The sequence below is a fragment of the Mucilaginibacter sp. P4_C11 genome (assembly GCF_056402115.1).
Genome location: NZ_JBFUIA010000021.1, coordinates 110,513 through 134,116, shown reverse-complemented (window position 1 = coordinate 134,116; position 23,604 = coordinate 110,513). Strand labels below are relative to the sequence as shown.

Sequence of the window (23,604 nt, the reverse complement as noted above, 5' to 3'; positions counted from 1 at the left end):
TTAAAACTGCCGACTATTCGTTTCGCAAACTTTCAACCGGGTTGGCCATTGCCGCTTTAAGCGATTGATAACATACTGTTGCAAATGCTATCAGGACAGATAAGGCCGCTGCTAATACAAACACCCACCATTGAATATCTATCCGGTAAGCAAAATCCTGAAGGTATTTACTCATCGTTAGCCAGGCTATGGGCGATGCTACTACAATGGCAATAACAACCAGTTTAATAAAATCGGCTGAGAGTAGTGCGGTGACGTTGGTTACCGATGCTCCAAGCACTTTACGGATGCCTATTTCTTTGGTGCGCTGCATGGTGAGCAGCGATATTAACCCTAAAAGGCCCAAACAGCTGATAAAAATGGCAATTACCGCGCTGGAAGTAATGAGTTTGTTCAGCAAGTCTTCCTTCTGATAAAAATCGTTAATCTGTTCGTCCAGGAAACGGTATTCAAATACATTTTCCGGGAATACCGATTGAAATACTTTTTGGATTTGTGATAAAGCAACAGCCCGGTTTTTCAGATCGATCCTTACGCCTGCGTACTGATACTGGGCACGGAGGGTGCTGATATACGACGGTTCTATTACTTTGTAAAGCGATTTGGCGTGAAAATCCTTCACAACCCCCACAATTGTACCTGGTTTATCAGTCAGGTCTCCGGCGGTAAATTGGCGGCCAATTATTTTCTGGGGATCTTTGATACCTAATTGTTTAACCAGTCGCTCGTTCACCAGGTATTCTTTGGCCGAATCTGCCTCGGCAATATTTCTGCCTGCTATAATCCGCAAACCGAATGTTTTGGCATAGCCTGCATCGCCCATCAAAGTGCGGCCTACAAACTTCTCCCAGTCCCTCCCCTCGTACTTTATCGATCCACCTTTATCGGCTGTTGAAGAAGGTGCCCTGTAACAAAAAGAAACGGCGCTTATAGCGGGGTTAGCCAGTAGCTGGTTCCGGAAAAAACCTGTTTTACTCTTGTCAAAATCGGGCAATGGAAGCATCACTACGCCTGTTTTATTAAAACCAAGGTCGGCAGTCTTCAGGTAGCGTACCTGCATGGTGATAATAATAGTACCGATAATAAGCACCTGCGCAATTACATTTTGAATAACGATGAGGCTTTTACGGCTAAACCCGGCAGCTTGCGAATGCCCGCCAACCTGGTTTTTCAACGCATTTACAGGTTTAAACCTGCTTAATACCAAAGCGGGGTAAAACCCTGCAGCAATGGTAATTATCAGCATTGATAGGGCAATAAAAACAAACAGCGTTTTATCGTGGGTAAAATTAAATGTAAGCGTAGTTTGCAGCCAGGAATTTAACACCGGTAAAAACATCCAAACTGACAAGACCGCTAATAGTCCGGCGGCCAAAACTATTAATGCCGTCTCTGTAATAAACTGGATGAATATAGCAACCGGGGTACTGCCTAAAACTTTACGGGTGCCAATTTCTTTGGCGCGTTTAAAGCTTTGGGCAGTTGCCATATTAACAAAGTTCACACAGGCTATCACAATAAGCAATAAACCCACAATGCCCAGCGTGCTTAACAATGATTTTTGTATTACGCCGCTATACCGGCCATCAAAATGCACCTCATTTATAGGTTGCAAAAAGTATTTGAAGGTTTTTGCAGCTTCCTTATCCATCAGTTTGGGTATGGTAGCCTCAACCTTTTGGGGAGATAGATTTGGCGGTAATTGCAGAAATATAACATTCCGTGAGTCTTCCCAAGACCAGCTTTCCTGGAAATCTTTTTGAACATCAGGGTAAAGAGTTTTAAGGGCGGTTAGCGATAAAAACATATCGCACTTAAAATCGGTATTATCCACATTATCGGCCAATACCCCGGTCACCTTAAAATTGTGCTTACTATCCAGGCGGATAACCCGGCCAACAGCATCGTCGGTACCAAAATATTTTAGCGCCAATTTTTGGGTGATAACTGCATTATCCGGATCATTAAAGGCAGTTTCGGCACTGCCGGCAAGCCATGTATAGTCAAGCATGTTAAACCAGTGCTTATCGGCAAGGCCAACATTATCTTTTTCATAAAACAACTTCTTCTCCGCCCCGTCGCTTTGCGGAACCGATATGGTGAACGAACGCTTTTGAACCAAAACGGCGGCGTCTTTTATCTGCGGTAGCGCTGTTTTAATAGCGCGGGCCAACACCATTGGCGCACCTTTTTCATATAGTGTAGTGCCATCCTCAAGATGCAGCTGTTCAACTATTTTATACAACGATTTTTTGTTGTGATGATAGGCATCGAAACTTAGGTGATAGCTAATAAACTGGAACAGAATAATGCTGCACGCTATCCCCATGGATAAGCCGAATACATTAATAAGGGTATAAAATTTGTGCTTCCACAAATTACGCCAGGCTATTTTTAAGTAGTTTTTAATCATGCAGATATTACTTATACGATGATAGGTAAAAAGCTTTGGATCAGAAGTTAAAATTTGTTAAACCAGTAATTTTTAAATTAAAGTCACCCTGTCTGAAAATGTTCTTATTCACTCTTTAAACTTTTAACCGGGTTGGCTGTGGCAGCTTTTATGGTGTGATAACCAACCGCTATCAGTGCCATAACCACTGCAATTGTTCCCGACATAAATACCAGGCCAATATCGGGTTGTATTCGGTAAGCATAAGTTTGCAGCCATTTACCAATGCTTAACCAGGCTATCGGCGCGGCTATTACAATTGCTACCAGCACAAGCTTCACAAAATCAATTGATAGCAAAGTGGTGATTGATGTTACCGAGGCGCCTAAAACCTTACGAATGCCAATTTCTTTAATGCGCTGCTCGGCAGTAAACGTTGCCAGGCCAAATAGGCCCATACATGCCATAAATGCAATCAGGAAACTAAACAATGTAAAAAGCTGCTGCAGTTTACTATCGGCCTTATACTGCTCCTGCAACAAATCGTTTACCCATCGGTATTCAAATATTTTACCGGGGAAAAATTGCTTCCATAGTTTATCAACGTTGGTTAATACCTGCTTCTGGCTACCAGGCTGCACCCTCATCAGCATACTGCCATAGGTAATTTTATTGTCGGCTACAATTAACGTTGGCGACATCGCAATTTTAAGCGATTCGTTATTGAAATCTTTAATAATACCCACTGGTATCCCGCGCATGTTTAATATAGGCTTGTTTAATTCTTTGATATTGAACGCCTGTGCTGTATAAGCTGTAATTAAAACAGGCTGCGTTTTTTGCGCTTCCTCAAACTTCTCCATGCTTTTTTGCATTAATGAATCTGAGTTTAAAGCATCATTTCCAAATTTATTGCTAAACAACCGTCCCTTCTGCAATTGGAGTTTTAAGGTACTAACCAAATCTACATCAGCTTTGATATAGGTGGCCTGAATTTTATTGCCCTTTTGATTAGGATCGTCAACCATTGTTGTCATAAAGCCGCCACCGCCGGATGGATACCAGGTACTGATACTGGCATTTTCAACACCGGCAATCTTCAGCACTTCTTGTTTAAAGGCATCGCCACTTGTACCCCAATCTGTTTCGTTAATACGCAGCAAGTTGTTTTTATCGTATCCTAAATCTTTGTTATTAATAAACTTAAGCTGTTTTTGAACAACAGTTGTACAAATTAGCACCGCTACAGATATGGTGAACTGTACTATAACCAAAGTCTTGCGTAATACACCACTACCCTGTTGCGTGCCGGTGTTGCCTTTTAAAGCAGTTGCCGGTAAACGCCCTGATAAAAGTAAAGCCGGGTATAATCCGGTTAATAAACTCACCAGTAAAACCACCCCGCATATGGCCGAAAACATGCCAATGTTGCCGGATAGTGTCAATGTGAGTTTGTACCCTAAATAGTTTTCGACCGGGTTAAGTAAAATGCTATAAATAAATATGCCTATGGCAAAAGATATAACGAAAAACAAAATCGACTCAAACAAAAACTGGGCAATCAAATCGGCCTTGGCAGCGCCAAGTACTTTACGGATCCCTACTTCGGCTATCCGTTTCAATGCGCGTGCGGTGGTTAAATTAATGAAGTTGATGCAGGCAATAATTAATAACAACGCCGCGATGCCGCTAAAGATGTATACATTGCTTATTTTACCCTGTACACGTTGGTATCCCCCAAAATCAGACTTTAAATAAACATCTGTCATCGGTTGAAACTCGTAGCTAACATTCCTGCTGTTTCCCTTTGTAAATTGCGCGTACCATTTATTAACCTTGGCACTAAACATTTTTATCGAAGTGCCCGGTTTTAGCAGAATGTATTGCGAAGTAAATGTGCCAAAGCCTGCTTTATTAAGTTGATTGTAGTCTGCATCATGTTCATTTAAAATCAACATATCTGCCCTTAAATGCGTGTTTGAAGGAATATCCTTTATAATACCGGTAATAATGTATGTCTTTGCTTTACCAAAATCGGGAATATCTGTTATTGTTTTCCCTATGGGGTTTAGGTTACCAAAATACTGCTTCCTTATTTTTTCGGTGATGACAAGGTTCGGGTACCCGGAAACAAACTTCTTAGGGTTGCCAAGCACAACCGAAAAGTCCAGCATATTCCAAACGCTTGGTTCGGCTGATAGTGCAACAATGCTTACGCCATCCCTGTTATCACCCAGTTTATACCGGGACTCTCTGTCTACCATCCTGCAATAATCCTTTACCTCCGGAAAATTCGCTTTCAGGGTTGGCCCCAAGCCGGTAAAGCTTCGGGGCGATCTATCCACTAAGTTTTTATCGCTGTTGTCTACCGTTATTACCCGGTAAATGTTATCCGCGTTTTTCCATTGCCTATCGTACGACAGGTCATCTATCACGACTGTAGCAACCAGTAGGCACGCCGCCATACCAATAGTAAGCCCGGCTATGTTTATCAGGGAATAAACCCTGTTGCGTTGTAAATTACGGAGGGCTATCTTGATATAATTCTTTATCATCTTATTGGTTCATTAGTTCATTGGTGGTTTTGTTCATTAATTTTATTGGTTCGTTGACTCATTGAGTCATTGAGTCATTGAGTCATTGAGTCATTAGAACGCGGGCATGGCGGACAGAGCGTTTTAAGCCTGGCTTCCTGGAATCAGCTGCACGCCATCAGACAGGACCAATGAACTAATGAACCAGTGAACCAATGAACGATTCAACCAGTGAACCAATGAACCAACTATTCGCTACGCAAACTATTCACCGGGTTAGCAACCGCGGCTTTTACGGTTTGGAAGCTTAGTGTAAACAGTGCAGCCAGCAGCATACCTGCACCGCTTGCCACAAATATCCACCAACTGATAGTGGTACGGTCGGCAAAACTTTCCATCCATTTGTTCATGGCATACCAGGCCAATGGTGTAACCAGCACAAACGCAAGTAAAATAAGTAATATCAATTCGGTTGATAGCAGGGTGACAATCTGCGCTACCGATGCGCCGAGTACCTTGCGTACGCCAATTTCTTTGGTGCGTAAATTGGTGGTATACATAGCCAGGCCTAACAAACCTAAACAACTAATAAATATGGATAGGCCCGTTGCCCAGGTAAGCAAGGTAGATGTATGTTGCTCCGATTCATAAAATTTTTCGATATTTTTATCATAAAAACTATAATCAAAGTCATCATCCGGGTATAGTTCCTTCCATGTTTTTCCCATATTGTTTATTGCCTTTTTCCATTCACCGCCATTGGTGGTTTGCGGTTTTAGGGCTATATGGAAAGTGCGGGTGCCCCATTTATTGGTGGGTATTAAAATGACCAATGGCTGAATGGCCGAATGCAACGACTTTTGATAAAAATCAGCTGTTACACCAACAATCTCATTTTTATGATTATCAAAGTCAAGAATTTTACCAACTGCATCGGCCGGGTTCTTGAAGCCTAATATTTTTGCATACGTCTTATTAATGATAAAAGCTTTTCCCGAATCGCTCTGGTGTATGTTACGACCGGCAAGGAGTTTTATTTTATATACTTTTATATAATTTTCATCGCCGTATTTTTGCTGCACATCGGTCTTAATCTCTTTTTTACCATCCTTATAGGTCATTTCGGTACTGTTGGTGTTGCCGGATGACGGAGGGGCGCCACCAACACTCATTAATTCAATCTGAGGCATTGCAGCAAGCCTATTTTTAAATACCTGTTTTGTCCCCGGGTTCATATTTTTATATGGAATACTTATATTGACAATAGCATCCTTTTGAAAGCCCAGGTCCTTATGCAGTGCGTAATAAATTTGTTTGCTCACCAATAGTGTAGCCATGATAAAAAACTGTGCTATAATAAACTGAACTGTAGTTAACGATTTACGCAGAAATGCGTTACGAGTTTTACTTGTGCCCGAGTGCGCCTGGTTTTTAAACACATCAACCGGCTTATAGCCCGACAATACCAGCGCGGGGTAAAAGCCGGATAATATACTTACCACTACAACTAATGCAAGCATAAACAGCAGGATATTGCCATGATGCAGGTAATCAACCGTGATACCTTTGGGGGTAAAATCGGCAAATAGCTTAAGTATGGATGGCGCGGCCAGTAGCGCTATAATTACTGCAAAAATGGTTACCAGGAAGGTTTCGCTTAAAAATTGGGTTATCAGCTGGCGGCGGGTGCTTCCCATTGTTTTACGGATACCTATTTCTTTGGCGCGTTGCGAAGCCTGGGCCGTGGTAAGGTTTACAAAGTTGATGCAACCTAATAGCAACAAAAATGCAGCGATAACCAATAAACCATATAAGGTTGTTTTACTGGCTGTGTGCCCGCCATCAAAATTATTGTAATCTTTGTTAAAGTGCAGATCGCTTAACGGCTGCAAATGAAAAACCTGGGTATTGCCGGCGTCTTCCTTTTTAGGCGGATTATGTTTTTTCAGCAATACATTCAGCTGCTTTTCAACATTAGCTACCGATGCGTTATCTGCAAGTTTGACGAACAACACGGATGCCGACGTGGTACTCCCCCATGCTGTTAACTGAAGATTATCTTTGAGGGCTGGATTGTTAAGGCCAGTACTATAGGATATAAAATCATGAAAATTAAAGTCGGTGTTTTCTTTAGGTGTTTGTATAATACCGGTAACAGTAGTTTTAATGGTATCATAAGTTACCGTTTTGCCCAGCATCTGGCTATAGGATAGTTTAGGAAAATATATCTTAGCCTGATCTGACGTTAGCACCACCTGGTAAGGCTCGTTCAGCGCCGTTTTAGCTGCCCCTGCAAGCCAGGTATAGTCAAATAGTGCAAAATACCTGCCATCAGCCAGTACAATGTTATCATGATCTTTAAACCTCGTGGGTACGTTGGTATTATTAGCTATAAATACATTCATGCCGCCATTGGTAAAAAACGGCACCACATCTTTTACGCCAGTTACCTCGGCTTTTACAGCCCCCGCCAATGGGCCGGTAACGCCACCGTTATACCCCACATTGCCCGAAAACGAATACTCGGTAACCACTCGGTAAATCTTATCGCTATCCCTATGGTTTTTATCAAACGTAAAATCATAATTTACAATAACGTAAATTACCAAAGCGGCACTAATGCCGATAGACAAACCCACAATGTTGATCATTGTAAACAACTTGTGCCGTCCGAAATTACGGAACGCAATCTTGAAGTAATTTTTTATCATGGCTGAAAATTAAATTCTAATATCTAAATCCTAAACTCTAAATGTTAATTTCTAAACTCTAAAGAATAAATCCCAAAACGAAAAACCCAATGACTAATGAGAGCGCAGCAAATGACCAATGACTGACTCACTCACTTCTGAGGCTCCTGGTGGGGTTTGCCATCGCGGCTTTTATTGTTTGAAAGCTTGATGTTATCAGTGCGGTTAACAGCATGCCGCCGCCGCTTAGCACAAAAATCCACCAGCTGATGCTGGTACGGTCGGCAAAGCTTTGCATCCATTTGTTCATGGCGTACCAGGCTAATGGCGTAACCAGCGCAAATGCCAGCAGTATCAGTAGTATCAACTCGGTTGATAGTAACGCAACTATCTGCGATACGGTGGCGCCAAGAACTTTACGTACCCCTATCTCCTTAGTACGCTGGTTGGTGTTATAAATAGCCAGCCCTAACAAACCCAGGCAGCTGATGAATATAGATAGCCCCGTAGCCCAGGTTAACAAGGTTGATGTATGCTGCTCGGCATCGTAGAACCTGGCAATATTTTCGTCAAAAAAGTGGTATTCAAAATCATCTTCGGGATAAATCTCCTTCCATGATCTTTCCATCGCAGCAATCGCTTTTTTCCAGTCATCGCCACCCGCCGACTGCTGTTTTAAGGCAATGTGAAATGTACCATTGTTATAGTTATTACGCTCAGTTAAAATACATATCGGACTAATTGGCGCATGTAATGATTCGGCATGAAAATCATGTACTACACCGATGATCTGCATTTTAACATCTCCGTTAAAATTGTCGATGTATTTGCCTACCGCGTCGGCGGGGTTTTTAAATCCGATAGCATGTGCGTAGGTTTCATTTATCAAAAATGCTTTTGAGGTATCACCCGGTAGTAAATTGCGCCCGGCAATTAATTTAATGTGGTAAACTTTGATGTAGTTTTCGTCGCCGAATTTTTCAGCCAGCTCCATTTTAATTTCCTTTTTGCCATCGCGGAAAGTAGCCTCGGTAGAGTTACCGTTATCTGATGATGGCGCATCTTTGCCCAGGCTTACCAATTGCACCTGTGGCAGCGCGGTAATCTTATTTAAAAATACCTGGTTACGGCTTTCTGTGCGGTTTTTCCATGGCGAATTGATGATTAAAATAGCATCTTTTTTCAGCCCCAGGTCTTTATGCAACGCATAATATATTTGCTTGCTAACCAATACGGTGGCCATAATAAAAAACTGGGCTATTACAAATTGCGTTACCGTGAGCGATTTACGCAACCACGCATTCCGTGTTTTACTGCTGTTTGACGATGCCTGGTTTTTAAGTACCAAAACCGGTTTATAACCCGATAGTAAAACCGCCGGATAAAACCCGGATAACAAACTCACTATAAATGTGAGCGCCAAGAGAAATACGATAAGATTGGGCTGATTTAAAAGATCTAACGTGATCCCTTCGGGAATAAAATCTTTAAACAAGTTAAGGATCACCGGCGCAATCAAAACCGAGATAACAACCGCGATTAAAGTGATAAAAAATGTCTCGCTTAAAAACTGGATGATGAGTTGCAAGCGGCTGCTGCCCATGGTTTTACGGATACCTATCTCCTTTGCCCTTTGAGCAGCCTGTGCGGTTGTTAAGTTAACAAAGTTAATACAACCCAGCAACAATAAAAACGTAGCTATTGCCAGCAAGCCATACAACGTTGTTTTATTTGCGGTCCGCCCGCCATAAAAAGTACCGTAAAGCGCATTAAAATGCACATCACTTAGCGGCTGTAAAGCAAAGCTGCGCGTGTTGCCTTTATTGGATGGCGTTGGCGGGTTATGCTTTTTCAGGATTTCATTCAGTTGCCTGGTTATTTGAGCAACTGTAGCCTGGGGAGATAATTTAATAAAAAGCTGCGATGCAGGTGTTGTACCACCCCAGTGTTTCGGCCTTAATTCGTCTTGTAAAGCCTTGTTATTAGTTGCTGTTGAGTAAGATATAAAGGCCTGCGATTTAAAATCAGTATTGCCTTTTAACGGCTCTATGATGCCGGTAACGACGGTATTTAAGGTATCATAGGTAATAACCCTGCCCATCATTTGGTTGAATGATAGTTTGGGAAAATATTTTTCGGCCTGGTCGGTGGTCAGCACTACCTGGTTGGGGCCGTTGAATGCGGTTTTAGCTTTGCCGGCACGCCAGGTATAGTTAAAAAGCTCAAAATAGCGCTCGTCGGCCAATACCACGTTATCCTGTAGTTTAAATTTAACCGGGACCCCGGACTTACCCGGGATAAATACATTAGGCTGATATAAAGCAAAGAACGGGGCTGCCACTTCAACACCGCTAACCTGCGTACGCACGGCCTCGGGCAAGGGGCCGCAAACACCGCGGTTATAGGCCGGTTCGCCGGCATAGGTATAATTGGAAACTACCCTGTATATCCGCTCGCTATCATGAACCGACTTATCAAAAGTAAAATCGAAATGTACTATCAAATAAATAACCAGCGCCGAACTAATCCCGATAGACAAGCCGATAACATTGATAAACGTAAAAAACTTGTGCCGCCAAAAGTTGCGCAGGGCTATTTTAAAATAGTTTTTAATCATTTTGTTGGTTCATTAGTTCACTGGTTCATTAGTTTATTAGTGCCTTGTCATTGAGTCATTTGGTCATTAAGTCATTATTGAAAATTCAATGACTTAATGACGCGAAGCAAATGACCCAATGACTACTCCGATCTCAAGCTTTTAACCGGGTTTGCCGATGCCGCTTTGATGGATTGAAAGCTGATGGTTAAAAAAGCGATGACAACCGCAATTACGCCTGCCATTACAAACACCCACCATTGGATGCTAATGCGGAAGGCAAAATCAAGCAGCCATTTACTCATAGAGTACCATGCTATAGGCAATGCAATTACCGATGCAATAAGCACCAGTTTTAAAAAGTCTTTAGATAGTTCGGTTACTATTTGTGAGATACTGGCGCCCAATACTTTACGTACGCCTATCTCCTTAACCCGCTGTGTAATGGTAAATGCCGACAAACCAAACAAGCCCAAACAAGCTATAAATATGGCAATGAACGAGAATATGGTAAACAAGCTGCCTTGCTGCTGCTCGCTGTTGTACAGCTTTTGAAATTTATCATCCAGGAAAACATATTCAAACGGGGTTTCGGGCTGATATTTTTTCCAGGCCTGCTCCAGGGTATTAATGGCCTCCTGAACGTGATCACCATCAATTTTAACAGATAACCGGCGATAACTGTTGTTGGCGAATGACGGCATGCGCATCAGTAACGGGATGATATTTTGATGCAGTGATTCGAAATGGAAATCATTCACTACACCTATTATCTTCCCTTTTACGCCACCATAGTTAATTTCTTTGCCAACGGCGCTCTCGGGAGTTTGCCAGCCCAACACTTTTGCGGCCGAAACATTGATTACATAGTTGTTAGTGTCGGTTCCAAAATCTTTCGAAAAATTACGGCCTGCAGCCATTTTCATTCCGTAAGTTGGTATAAAACCGTAATCGGTATTGATGTATTTTACATCTGCGTTCACCATTTTTGACGATCCGTTCTGCATCACCGAAATCCCCTGGTCGTCCAATAATCTGCCCGATGGGATCCGCGACGAACGGGATACATCTTTCACAATACCTTCTTTGGTAACCTCATTTTTAAAAACCTCAAACTGCCCGGGGTTAAAAGGATTGGCTGCGGTTAGTATATGATCTTTATTAAAACCCAGCGCCTTTTGCTGCATGTACCTCAATTGCTGAAAAACAATAGTAGTGGCAACAATTAAAATGATAGATATGGAGAACTGGATAACCACCAATACCTTCCTGAACGAAATACTGCCCGACCCTACTTTAACCAGGCCCTTTAACACTTTTACAGGTTTAAATGACGACATAAAGATAGCCGGATAAATGCCGCTGATAATACCAATGACAAAAGGCATTGCAACAATGGCTGTAACTACCTGCGGTTGAAACAACAGGTTAAAGGATAACGATAATCCCGAAAAAGTATTCACCAGCGGAATTACCGAATAGGTAATACCAAGTGCCAGTATCAGCGAAAATGCGGTGATCAATACCGATTCGCTTAAAAACTGGATAATAATTTCCTTTTGCTGCGCGCCAATAACCTTACGGATACCTATTTCCCTTGCCCTTAAGGCCGAACGGGCCGTTGACAAATTCATGTAATTGATGCAGGCGATAAGCAGGATAAACAGTGCAATGGCCGAAAATATCCAAACCCTTTTGATATCGCCGTTTTGATCAAGCTCATCATCAAGATGAGAATGCAGGTGGATACTCAGGAATTTTTGAAACGATAGTTTACTGTTTTTTGACTCGCGTGTACCAACGTACTTATCCAAAAAAGCAGGGAACTGCGCGGCCACTTTATCTGCGTTATATCCTTTGGGGAACAACAGGTAGGTGAAAAAGGAATTATTGCCCCAGTTGGTTTGTAAACTCTTTCGTCCGTAAACCGCTGTGTCGTTCAGGGTATTAAATGAAAATAGCATTTTAGCATGAAACTGCGAATTAGCCGGCAACGGTTCAAAAATTCCGGTCACCTTAAAATTAAACTGGTTGCCCAGCCGCACCACCTTATTTATCGGGTCTTCGTTGCCAAAATATTTATGCGCCATTTCTTCGGTCATCATCATCGTAAATGGATCTGACAATGCCGACTTTGGATCTCCCTGGGTTGTTTTAATATTAAAAAAATCGAACAAATTCTCATCGGCGAAGTAGCCTTCGGTCTCAGTAAGCAATTTGTCTTTATACCTTATCACTAAGCTGCCGCCTGCCGGGTATATACGGGTAACTTTTTTGATATCCGAAAACTCATTTTTGAGCAAGGGCCCAAACGGCGGCGCAACTGCACCCAAATGAAGCGTTTCTACCCCGTCGGGCGTATTAAAGCTGCGGGTAACACGATAAATATCATCGGCATTGGCGTTAAACTTATCATAACTCGTCTCGTTAATCACATAAACCACAATCAACAAACAGCAGCTTAATCCAACGGTTAATCCAAAAATATTGATGAACGATATAAATTTGTGCCTGGTAATGTTCCGTAAAGCACTGCGTAAATAATTCTTTATCATAACTGTGTAGGTAAATTCTAAACTCTAAAACCTAAATCCTAACTCTAAATCCTAATTCTAAAACTCTAAATCACAACCTTAACCTATAATTCCTAAATTGACAGGCAATTTCTCACAACTCACAACTCACAACTCACAACTCACAACTCACAACTCACAACTCACAACTCACAACTCACAACTCACCTACTCGTTCCTCAAACTTTTCACCGGGTTGGCCAGTGCCGCTTTTACCGATTGAAAGCTGATGGTTATTGCGGCCACCAGTAATGCAATACAGCCTGCTAATAAAAACACCCACCATTGGATGCTTATGCGATAGGCAAACTCCTGCAGCCATTTGCTCATGGCGTACCAGGTTATGGGGAATGATACGAGCGACGCTATTACAATAAGTTTTAAAAACTCTTTTGATAACAATGTGGTAATACTGCCTGTTGATGCCCCCAAAACCTTACGGATGCCTATTTCTTTAACCCTTAGCCTGATCATGAATGCTGCCAGGCCAAACAAGCCCAGGCTGGCTATTATCAGGGCAACAACGGCAAACACTGTAAATATCTTGCCGGTTTGTTGTTCGGATGCGTAAAGCGATGCAAATTTTTCGTCGAGGAAGGAATAGCTGAAAGGTAAATCAGTTTTAAAGCTGTCCCACTGCGTGCGCATATCGGTAATAAGGTTTTTAATATCTTTTGTCTTTACCTTAACCATAATTGAACTGATGCTGTGGCCGGGCAACAACATCAGTGGCGCAATCTTTTGCTTTGTGGATACATAATGAAAATCTTTAACTACTCCCACAACAGTATACTGAGCCCTTGCCGAGCGAACAATGGTTTTACCTATCGGGTCGCTTTTACCCCATCCCAGATCACGCACCAGGGCCTCGTTAACAACTACGGCCATTGAATCGCCGGGGTACGACGGATAAAAATTACGGCCTTTTACTATCTGTATACCTAAAGTGGGTATATAGTGTTCATCCACATGAAATATATCTGTATGAATTTCGGCATGGCCGCCTTTGTCATTAAATTCCTTGGCATCTATCTGCGTGCCATCAATACCGCCCCCCGACCCGGGAACACTGCTGGATACGGTGGCATTTATAACCTGCGGATTACGCAGTAACTCCTGCTTAAACGCGTCAATGTTGTTGCGTAACGAGTAAGTTTCATTTATTACCAGCACCTGGTCTTTATCATAGCCCAGTTTTTTGTTTTGCATGTAGTGCAATTGCTGGTAAACTACAAATGTGGCTATGATAAGCGCGGTAGATACTGCAAACTGGAAAACGATAAGCCCGCTGCGTAAATAGTTTTTGCTGGCCTGTTTGGTAGTCCCCGAGCCGCCCTTTAACACGGCAATGATCTGGAAGCCCGATAGCACAAATGCAGGATAAATACCGGCTATAACCCCAACTACAAAAACAAGTAACACCTCGGTAACTATGGCCTGGAAACTCACAAAGAAACTAATATTGATATGCTTGCGCGACAGGTCATTAAAAACCGGCAGCAGCAAATACACGAACGCGATGGCCAACACCATGGCCCCCAGTGTAAGCAATACCGATTCGGTAAGGAACTGTGAAATAAGTCCACTTTTTTCTGAACCTAATACCTTACGGATGCCAACTTCTTTGCTCCGTTTTGCCGAACTGGCGGTTGATAAATTGGTAAAGTTAATGCAGGCCAGCATCAAAATAAATATAGCCAACACACCAAATATGTAAACGTAATGGATATCGCCATTAGCTTCCAGCTCGTATTTGGTTGCCGAGTGCAGGTGAATATCAGTTAAGGGCTGCAAATAAAACAGGAAGGTATTTACAGATTTGCTTGCCTCGGCCACGCTTACATTCATGTCATGGGCAATTTCGGGCACTACAAACTTTTTGACCAGGTCATTCGGAAATGCCGACTCCAGTTTTTTCGGGTCAGCGTTCTTGTTTAGTTTTATGTAGGTAAAATAACCAATGTTGCTCCAGGTTTGCTGCGCCGTTCTTACATAATTATTCATGCTAAAAAACGCGTCGCCATGAAAGTGGGAATTGTCGGGTACTTTTTCAATAACCCCGGTAACCTTATAAGGCTCCCCATCTACCAGTAAAGACTGACCTACAGCTGCCCCGCTGCCAAAATATTTTTTTGCAAATGCCGCGGTTATTACGGTACTGTTGGGGTCTTTCAGGCAGGTTTTGGTTTCGCCGTCAATTAAGGGGATAGAAAACAGCTGCAAAAAGTTAGCGTCTACCATAAACAGGTGTTCTTCTTTAAACTTTTTGCCATTGTATTCAATAAACGATGGCCTGCGGCCGGTAAGCCTGGTTACATCACTAACCTGCGGATATTGATCTTTAATGCCTTTGGCCACGGCAACATCTACGTTGGGGTACTCGCTTGTTCCTGCGTTTTCGATAGTTTTAATACCAACGCGATAAATCTGCCCGGCATCCCGCGGGTATCTGTCGTAACTTAATTCACTATATACGTACGCCGTTATAAGCATACAGCAGGCCAGGCCAACCGATAGACCAAACACATTTACAAACGAAAATATTTTATTGCGCTTTAAACTACGCCAGGCGGTTTTAATATAATTTTTAAGCATTGTGATGTAATTACCAGCAATGCAGTTTAAAATATATACCAATTATTAAAATACCTGAAAATCAAATAGTTAATTTAAAATTCAATTTACAACTGTACGCAGGCGTAACAGTAGGTGTACGATTATGATACACGGCGAAAGGTGAAAGGTGAAAGGTGAAAGGCGAAAGGTGAAAGGTGAAAGGTGAAAGGTGAAAGGCGAAAGGCGAAAGGTGAAAGGCGAAAGGTGAAAGGCGAAAGGTGAAAGGTGAAAGGTAAAAGGTGAAAGGTGAAAGGTGAAAGGTGAAAGGTGAAAGGTGAAAGGTGAAAGGTGAAAGGTGAAAGGTGAAAGGTGAAAGGTGAAAGGTGAAACAACCGGGCTTCGCCGGTTGATTCACTGGTTGGGACATGCTGCTAACGCAGCTACCTTTTACTTTTCGCCTTTATCCTTTAACCTAACTTTCGCTTTTAACCTCAATCACTACTCGTTCCGCAAACTATTAATAGGATTGGCCAGTGCGGCTTTGATCGATTGGAAGCTTACGGTTAGCAGCGCTACTATGGCAGTGCCAGCGCCTGCCAATATAAATACCCATACCCGTATTGTTATGCGGTAGGTATAGCCCTCCAGCCATTTGTGCATGCCCCACCAGGCAATTGGCGATGCAATGGCAAAGGCGATGAATACCAGCAGTAAAAACTCTTTGGATAGCATGCCCGTAAGGTTTGATACCGATGCGCCAAGCACCTTGCGTACACTGATCTCTTTTTGCCTGTTTTGGGCCATATAGGCCGACAAGCCAAATAAACCGAGGCATGATATAAAGATGGTTAAGCCAGCAAACAAACTGGCCAGGGTGCCAACTTTTTGCTCGTCGCTGAATTTTTTAGCATACTCGTCATCCACAAAATGATACTCGAAGGGGTATTCAGGATTATATTTCTTAAAAACGCCTTCGGCAAGTTTCAGGTTTTGGGCTGTGGTGTTATTGGGGTTAAGCTTGTAGTGTACCACGTTGAACCATGATTTTGGCCCCTGGATAATCATTGCTTTTACAGGCTGATATGGCGATTCGATAATAAAATCCTTAATCACACCTACTATAACCAAATCGTGGTTGTCGCGCTTGATCGCCTGCCCTATCGGGTCTTTAAAACCAACAACTTTTACAGCAGCTTCGTTGAGTAATATGGCTGTTGAGTCTGTTGGGTAAGTGTTTACATCGATATCCCTGCCGGCGGCTATTTTTAACCCCATTGTTTTTACAAAGTCGCCATCGGTGTTGTACATAATAAAATCTATTTTCTGGCTTTGATCTTTTCCCTTCCAGTCAAAACCCCAACTGTCGCTCCAGCGTTGGGTAACCGGCGAATTGGTCTTGGTAACTGATACAGCCGCCCCGCTGCTTACCAGCTCATTGCGGATCATTTTAAAATTTTTATCAATACTGCCCGACATCATGGTGTACACCAGGTTGTCCTTTTTGTAGCCAAGGTCCCTGTTTTGAGCGTACTGCATCTGATCGCGGATAAGAATGGTACAAATGATAAGAAAAATAGCGAATATAAACTGAACCACCACCAATATTTTGCGGGGACTGATTACTGCGTCTACATTTTTAAACGTCCCTTTTAACACGCTAACCGGCTTAAATGACGACAGGAAGAAAGCCGGGTAACTACCCGCTATTACGCCGGTAAACAAAACAAACCCTAACCCGGCCAGCCAGAAATAAACACTTGCGTAGGGCACAAACAATTGCTTATCTGTTAACTGGTTAAAGCCCGACATGCTTATTTGCACAATAACGATGGCTATTACGCCCGCAATAAAAGCTATCAGGATACTTTCGCCTAAAAACTGTGTTATAATCGAGCCTTTTTTTGCACCTATTGCTTTCATGATGCCAACTTCGCGGGCACGTTTTTCGCTCCGGGCTGTGCTCAGGTTCATGAAATTAATACAGGCTATTAATAAAATGAACGCGGCTATAACAGCAAACAATCTTACCGATTCAATTTTACCGCCGGTTATTTTACCGTTTTCAAATTTGGAATATAAATGCCATTTGGCGGCAGGGTGCATAAACACTTCCTGGTCTTTTTGATCGGAGTGCGATTTGGTAATATTGAGCACTTGCTTATTAAGCTGTGATTCGGTTACATTGGGTTTAGTAAGCACCCAGGTTTGTACCGAATTATTGCCCCAGTACTCATCATCGCCCCCTGTTTTTTTAAGGTAGCTCCAGGGCATCAGGTATTCAAAATCAAAACGAGTGTTGTTGGGCAAATCTTTCATTACCCCTGTCACCGTAAAATGATCAACGCTATCAATACGTACCACTTTCCCCATGGCGTCTTGTTCGCCAAATAGCTTTTTTGCCAGCTTTTGTGTAATAACAATGGAGTTGATGGTATTAAGCGCCGTTTTAGGATTGCCTTCAACCAGCGGAAAACTGAACATGGTCAAAAAATCAGGATCGGTAAAATCACCATTAAGGTTCAGGTGCTTATCGCCAAGGGTGAACAAGAAATTGGCCGATGTTGTGCGGCAGCTTTGTTCAACAGCAGAATAATCCTGCTTCAAAGTTTTCGACATGATCTTGGGTGTGGTTCCCCAGCACCACAGTTTGCCATCAAATACAGCACGGTTATAGGCCTGGTACAACCTGTCGCGGTTTTGATGAAACTGGTCGTAGCTCAGCTCATTCTGGATCCAGAACAGGATAAGCGCCGCGCTGGCCATACCTATAGCCAGGCCCGATATATTGATTAATGAAAATGATTTGTTACGCAGCAAATTGCGCCAGGCTATTTTTATAAAATTTTTAAACATACAACCGAGATAAGTTTGAATATCATAAAGACGATACTATTACTAACAACGTTGCATCAAAAAGTATAAAGTTATTGGCTTATTAAATTTTTAATGCCTTTAAACGGCGCGGCATTTACCAGCTGGTATGCAGCTTTTATCAGTGCAAACTCGCCGCCTTCCACCAATGAACCAGTGAACCAACCCAATTATCAGTGCAAACTCGCCGCCTTCCACCAATGAACTAATGAACCAGTGAACCAATGAACCACTCCTACTCGCTCCTGAGGCTTTTCACCGGGTTTGCCAGGGCTGCTTTAAGGGTGTTCAGGCTTACTACCACCAGGGTAAGCGCCAGTATAATTATACCAACGGCGGCAAACAACCAGATGCTGATGTTGATATGATAGGTGTATTTTTGAAGCCAGTCGCTCATGAGCCACCACGATAGCGGCACTGCAATTACGAAGGCAACCAGTACAAGCTTTAAAAACTCGGTCGAGATAAGCATCAGCAGTTGTTGTACCGATGCGCCTAACACCTTGCGTACACCAATTTCGCGGAAACGTTTTTCGATGGTGAACGACGCCAGGCCGGCTAAGCCAATACAGCAGATAAAAATTGCCAGGCCGGCAAATATATTGGTGATGCGGCTGATCAGTTCTTCGGTGATGAATTTTTTGCCAAATTCCTGGTCAACAAACTGGTATTCGAAAATATTTTCGGGGTTATATTTTTTAAAAATGGTTTGCAATGCTTGTATGCCAGCCTGTGGCTTTACGCCATCTTTTAACCGCACAGTTACCCTGTTTGATCCGTTGGGGCTATAGTAAACCATCAACGGCTCAACAGGCTTATAAGGCGATTCCATTACTATGTTTTCAATAACGCCGGCCACAGTATATTTACGCGGACCGTAACGCATTACCATACCGATAGGATTTTTAAGGTTCATGGCATCAACAGCGGCCTTATTTAACAGCATCACGGCCGAATCGCCGGGCGTGGCGTTAAAATCGCGCCCCAACAGCACTTTGGTTCCCATGGTTTTGGTAAAATCAACATCGGTACTTAAGCCCGAAAAAATGATGGCGCCAGCAGGCTTGCCATCATAATCCGGCGATCCGGATTTCCACCAAACCTCAGTTATAGGCGCAGATGTACGGGTAACGGCGCTAATCAGGTTGGTGTTAAATAATTCCTGCTTAATGGCCACATAGTTTTTATCAACCGCCTGCGATGATGGTATCATTACCAGGTTATTGGGGTTATATCCTATGCCGCGGCTTTTAATATGCTGAATTTGCTGGTACACAATGATAGTAGCCGAAATGAGCAATATCGACATTACAAACTGCCCTATTACCAGGATGCGCCTTGGTAATACTGCGCTTTTACCGGCCGCAAAAGTGCCTTTCAATACCTTAACCGGGTTAAATGACGACAGGTATAACGCAGGGTAACTGCCCGCTACAACACCGGTAAACAGGATAATAGTTACCATACCTGTTAAAAAGAACCTGTCGAAAATTGCGAGGTGAAGGTTTTTGCTCACCAACGTATTAAACAACGGCATCAGCAGGTATACGCTTACGATGGCAAATACAAAGGCGATGCAGGTAAGAATAATTGATTCAAAAAAGAACTGGATAATTAATTGTTTTTTATCCGATCCCAATGTTTTGCGGATACCTACCTCTTTGGCGCGTTTCTCAGACCGTGCGGTTGATAGGTTCATGAAGTTTACACAGGCTATCAGGAGGATAATGATTGCTATTACGGTAAACATTTTTACATACTCAATCATGCCGCCTATGTTTTTACCATCCTTAAATTCGCTATACAGATGCCACCTGTTCATGGCGAAGGTGTAATAGGTGCTTATAGCATCGTGCGTATCGTTTTTGTGCTTAACATCATTAACATACTTATCTAAGGCTTGCGGATTGGTGCCGGGTACAGCTTGTATAAAAACAAAATTAGATGAATTTGTCCACTCATGCATGCGGGCTTTACTATCGGCAGATGAATACTCAAAAGGAGCTATAAAATCAAACTGAAAGGTAGAATTGCCCGGAGGATCGGCAATTACGGCGCTTACTTTAAAGTTAAGCTGGTTATCAATTTTAATTACTTTATTGATGGGGTCGTCGTTTCCAAAAAATGCCTTGGCGGCCGATTGGGTAATGACGATTGACCGCGGATCATTAATAGGCGTTTTAGCATCACCCGTGATAAACTTCCACGAAAACATTTTAAAAAACTGATCGCTTACCTGGTAACCTGTTTTATTTAGTTTTATATTACCATACTGCGCCATGTGTGTTTCCTGGTGCGATGTCATTACCGCATATTTTATTTGCGGGTTGCCGGTTTCCAGGGCTTTGGCCAGTGGGAAAGCCATATTCTCGTCGGTAAATATGCTGTTCTTAAAATCCCGGTTGGCCATTAACTTATAAATATTGTCATGGCTGGTGTGGAACTTATCGAACGAGACCTCATCCTTCACCCATAAAAAAATGAAGATGGAACAGGTCATGCCAATAGTCAATCCCAGAATATTGGTTAATGAGAACCCCTTATTCCTGATCAGGTTTCTCCACGCAATCTTTAAATAATTCTTTATCATGTTAATTGGTCATTAGTCATTCCGCTGCGCTGTCATTCGTGATTTGCAAGCGGGGTTTATTGGTACGCTATGGCCATCAACATCCGGAATAGTCCATCAAACAAGTCCAATGACTAATGACCAGTGACTAATGACCGCCTTAAAAGAGGGCAAAAACAAGCTTACCCCTCCATCGCGGAGGGGTATTAGCTTTTAACAACATTAACTTATATAAACTATCTTTTTATTGGGGCAGACGACACTTTTGGTTTTATACCATAATGTTTTCTACAACGGCCTGGCCGTCAAGTAACCTGATAATGCGGTGGCTGTAACGGGCGTCATGCTCAGAGTGCGTAACCATGATGATGGTTGTACCCTGCTCGTTCAGGTCGGTTAACAGTTCCATTACATCGTTACCATTGGTACTATCCAGGTTACCGGTAGGCTCATCCGCCAGGATTAGTTTTGGCTTGTTTACAACTGCACGGGCAATGGCCACACGTTGTTGCTGACCGCCCGATAACTGCTGCGGATAGTGGTTACGGCGGTGCATAATCTGCATTTTATCCAGCACCTCTTCTACCCTTTTAACACGCTCGGCCGATGGTACCCCGGTGTAAATCAACGGTAATTCAACGTTTTCAAATACGGTTAACTCGTCAATAAGGTTAAAGCTCTGGAAAACAAAGCCGATGTTGTGCTTGCGCAAATCGGCGCGTTTACGCTCGGTAAAATGTGCTACTTCAATATCGTTAAAAACGTAGCTGCCTTCATCCGGGTCGTCCAACATGCCCAGGATATTTAACAATGTTGATTTACCACAACCAGACGGGCCCATTATGGCCACAAACTCGCCCGTAGCAATTTCAATTGATAGCTTGTTTAAGGCTATCGTCTCTACCTCTTCTGTGCGGTAAAATTTTTCGAGATTAGTAATTTTTATCATTTGCCCCTCCTGAATAATCTGCCTTTCGGCAGACGATGTTTGTTTGATTTGGTTTATATTATTATTTATTAAATTAATTATCTGTTTATATGACGTTTAGCATCAGCGTTTCGTTGCAGCCGCAAATCATTTTATCTAAGTGCCGGCCCTATAAATCTCCACCCCGTTAAGGGGAAACTTTTTATCAGTTTCATTTTAAACCCTTCTTTTACCTCCTCCCCATCAGGGGAGGCCGGGTAGGGCCTATTTTTTCAGCACCAGTTCCTGTATATCACCATATGTTTCATAGCTGGATGTAATTACTTTATCGCCGGGATTCAAGCCATCGGTTACCACAAAATAGTCAGGGCTTTGGCGGCCAAGCTGAATGTTTACTTTGTAAGCACGCTTACCGTCTTCGGCTACTTTAAATATCCAGTTGCCACCGGTTTGCTGGAAAAAGCCGCCTTTAGGCACCAGTACTGCTGTGGTTTCATCGCTAAGCGCCAATCTAACCTGTAGCGTTTGCCCTTTACGAATCCCTTTAGGCACATAGCCTACAAATTGCATATCAACCTGGAACCTGCCGGCAGTTACCGTTGTAAAAACCTTTTTAATTACCATGTTATATGTTTTTTCGGCAAACTGAAAATCGCCTTTTAAACCCGGAAACACCCGTGATAAGTAATGCTCATCAATATCAACCCGTACTTTAAAGCCCGATTGTACGTCAATCTGGCCTAAACGTACGCCTTTGGTTTTGCTTTGGCCAACTTCGGCATCAAGGTTAGTTAACTGGCCGTCAATAGGCGCCGTTAGGGTAAGGCTGGCTACTTTTTTACGCATTAGGGCCAATGCTGTTTTCATTTGGGCATAATGCTCCTGCGATTGCTGGTCCTGCTGTTTTACCAGGGTGGTATCCTGTTTCAATATCTGGATAGCCAGTTTCCTGCGGTTTACCTGGTATTCATAATTATTTTTTGCCGATTGGTAATCCTGCAAACCCAAAGCTTTTTGTTCATAAAGCTTTTTATTAAGATCATAAATCCTTTTGGCTTCCTTGTAGGCATTATCTACATCGGCCATGGTGTTTAATTTATTAATGGTAGCCTGGCTGGCATTGTTATGTGAAATTTGCATCTGAGTTTGCTCTGCAAATACTGCCGACTCCTGTGTAGCCAGGTTAAGCTCTTCGTCAACGTTGCTTAGTTTCAGTATCGGATCTCCCTTTTTCAGCATGGCACCATCATCAACATAGCGCTCTTCAACCTCGCCGCCTTCTGTTGCGTCAAGAAAAATGGTGGTCAATGGCATCACGGTACCGTTAACAGGTATAAACTCCTGGAACGGGCCTTTAGTTATTGTACTGATAGTTATGCGTTCGGTATCAACATCTAATTTGCTTTTGCCCGATGTAAAATAAATACTGCCCCCTATTAATAAAATTATGCCTGCAATACCAGCAATAGTTAATATTCGTTTGCTGTTCCAGGTCTTTTTCTCAATTTTTCTGTCCACTGTAGTTTATGATATTTTGGATAATGGTTACAAAAACACATGCCACAAATTAAAACACTGTTTTTCAGCAATTTAAATACTTATTACCAGTTTAAGGCGTACGCTTCTGTTACATCAAGTGTTCGGTATTGATACACTAAAATAGCGCGGGTACACCCCGTAACCTATATATTTACCAATACTAAAATTACTAATTTTATCGCCCCTAACTATATTAATAATTGTATTTATACTAAGGGAGTGAAACTTATGCATTCAATTATTAATTTGCAGAAAGTTTTCATTAATTCATGGTTAATCGTCGACGGTTTATGGCAAATGGGGTTATTGTTGGTGCATGGTTGTGAAAGATCATGATTCGTAGTATAACTTACCGC

At 42.5% G+C, this 23,604-nt stretch carries 10 protein-coding genes; all 10 read right to left on the bottom strand.

Going from position 1 to position 23,604, the window contains the following annotated elements; genetic code table 11:
• Positions 1-13: 13 nt before the first annotated feature.
• Entirely contained in the window at positions 14-2,413 is a 2,400-nt protein-coding gene (locus tag AC1DU2_RS19525; RefSeq protein WP_477386197.1) for an ABC transporter permease, read from the bottom strand.
• 104 nt (positions 2,414-2,517) lie between these two features.
• Positions 2,518-4,947, bottom strand: coding sequence for an ABC transporter permease (locus AC1DU2_RS19520; protein WP_477386195.1), 2,430 nt, complete (start codon positions 4,945-4,947; stop codon positions 2,518-2,520).
• A 227-nt stretch (positions 4,948-5,174) separates the two neighbouring features.
• The gene (locus AC1DU2_RS19515) at positions 5,175-7,637 is read right to left on the bottom strand and encodes an ABC transporter permease (RefSeq protein ID WP_477386193.1); all 2,463 of its coding nucleotides are present in this window, start codon (positions 7,635-7,637) and stop codon (positions 5,175-5,177) included.
• Positions 7,638-7,764: 127 nt separating this feature from the next.
• Entirely contained in the window at positions 7,765-10,233 is a 2,469-nt protein-coding gene (locus AC1DU2_RS19510) for an FtsX-like permease family protein (protein WP_477386191.1), read from the bottom strand.
• A gap of 122 nt (positions 10,234-10,355) precedes the next feature.
• Complete coding sequence (locus tag AC1DU2_RS19505) at positions 10,356-12,767, bottom strand: ABC transporter permease (protein ID WP_477386189.1); 2,412 nt, start codon at positions 12,765-12,767, stop codon at positions 10,356-10,358.
• A gap of 186 nt (positions 12,768-12,953) precedes the next feature.
• Positions 12,954-15,380, bottom strand: a complete 2,427-nt coding sequence (locus tag AC1DU2_RS19500) for an ABC transporter permease (RefSeq protein ID WP_477386187.1) — start codon at positions 15,378-15,380, stop codon at positions 12,954-12,956.
• A gap of 459 nt (positions 15,381-15,839) precedes the next feature.
• On the bottom strand, positions 15,840-18,194 hold the full coding sequence (locus tag AC1DU2_RS19495) for an ABC transporter permease (protein WP_477386185.1): 2,355 nt from the start codon (positions 18,192-18,194) through the stop codon (positions 15,840-15,842).
• A gap of 253 nt (positions 18,195-18,447) precedes the next feature.
• Complete coding sequence (locus tag AC1DU2_RS19490) at positions 18,448-20,802, bottom strand: ABC transporter permease (RefSeq protein WP_477386183.1); 2,355 nt, start codon at positions 20,800-20,802, stop codon at positions 18,448-18,450.
• Positions 20,803-21,052: 250 nt separating this feature from the next.
• On the bottom strand, positions 21,053-21,730 hold the full coding sequence (locus tag AC1DU2_RS19485; RefSeq protein WP_090652755.1) for an ABC transporter ATP-binding protein: 678 nt from the start codon (positions 21,728-21,730) through the stop codon (positions 21,053-21,055).
• Between the two features lie 243 nt (positions 21,731-21,973).
• A complete protein-coding gene (locus tag AC1DU2_RS19480; protein ID WP_477386181.1) occupies positions 21,974-23,227 on the bottom strand; it encodes an efflux RND transporter periplasmic adaptor subunit in 1,254 nt (417 codons plus the stop codon).
• Between the last annotated feature and the right edge of the window lie 377 nt (positions 23,228-23,604).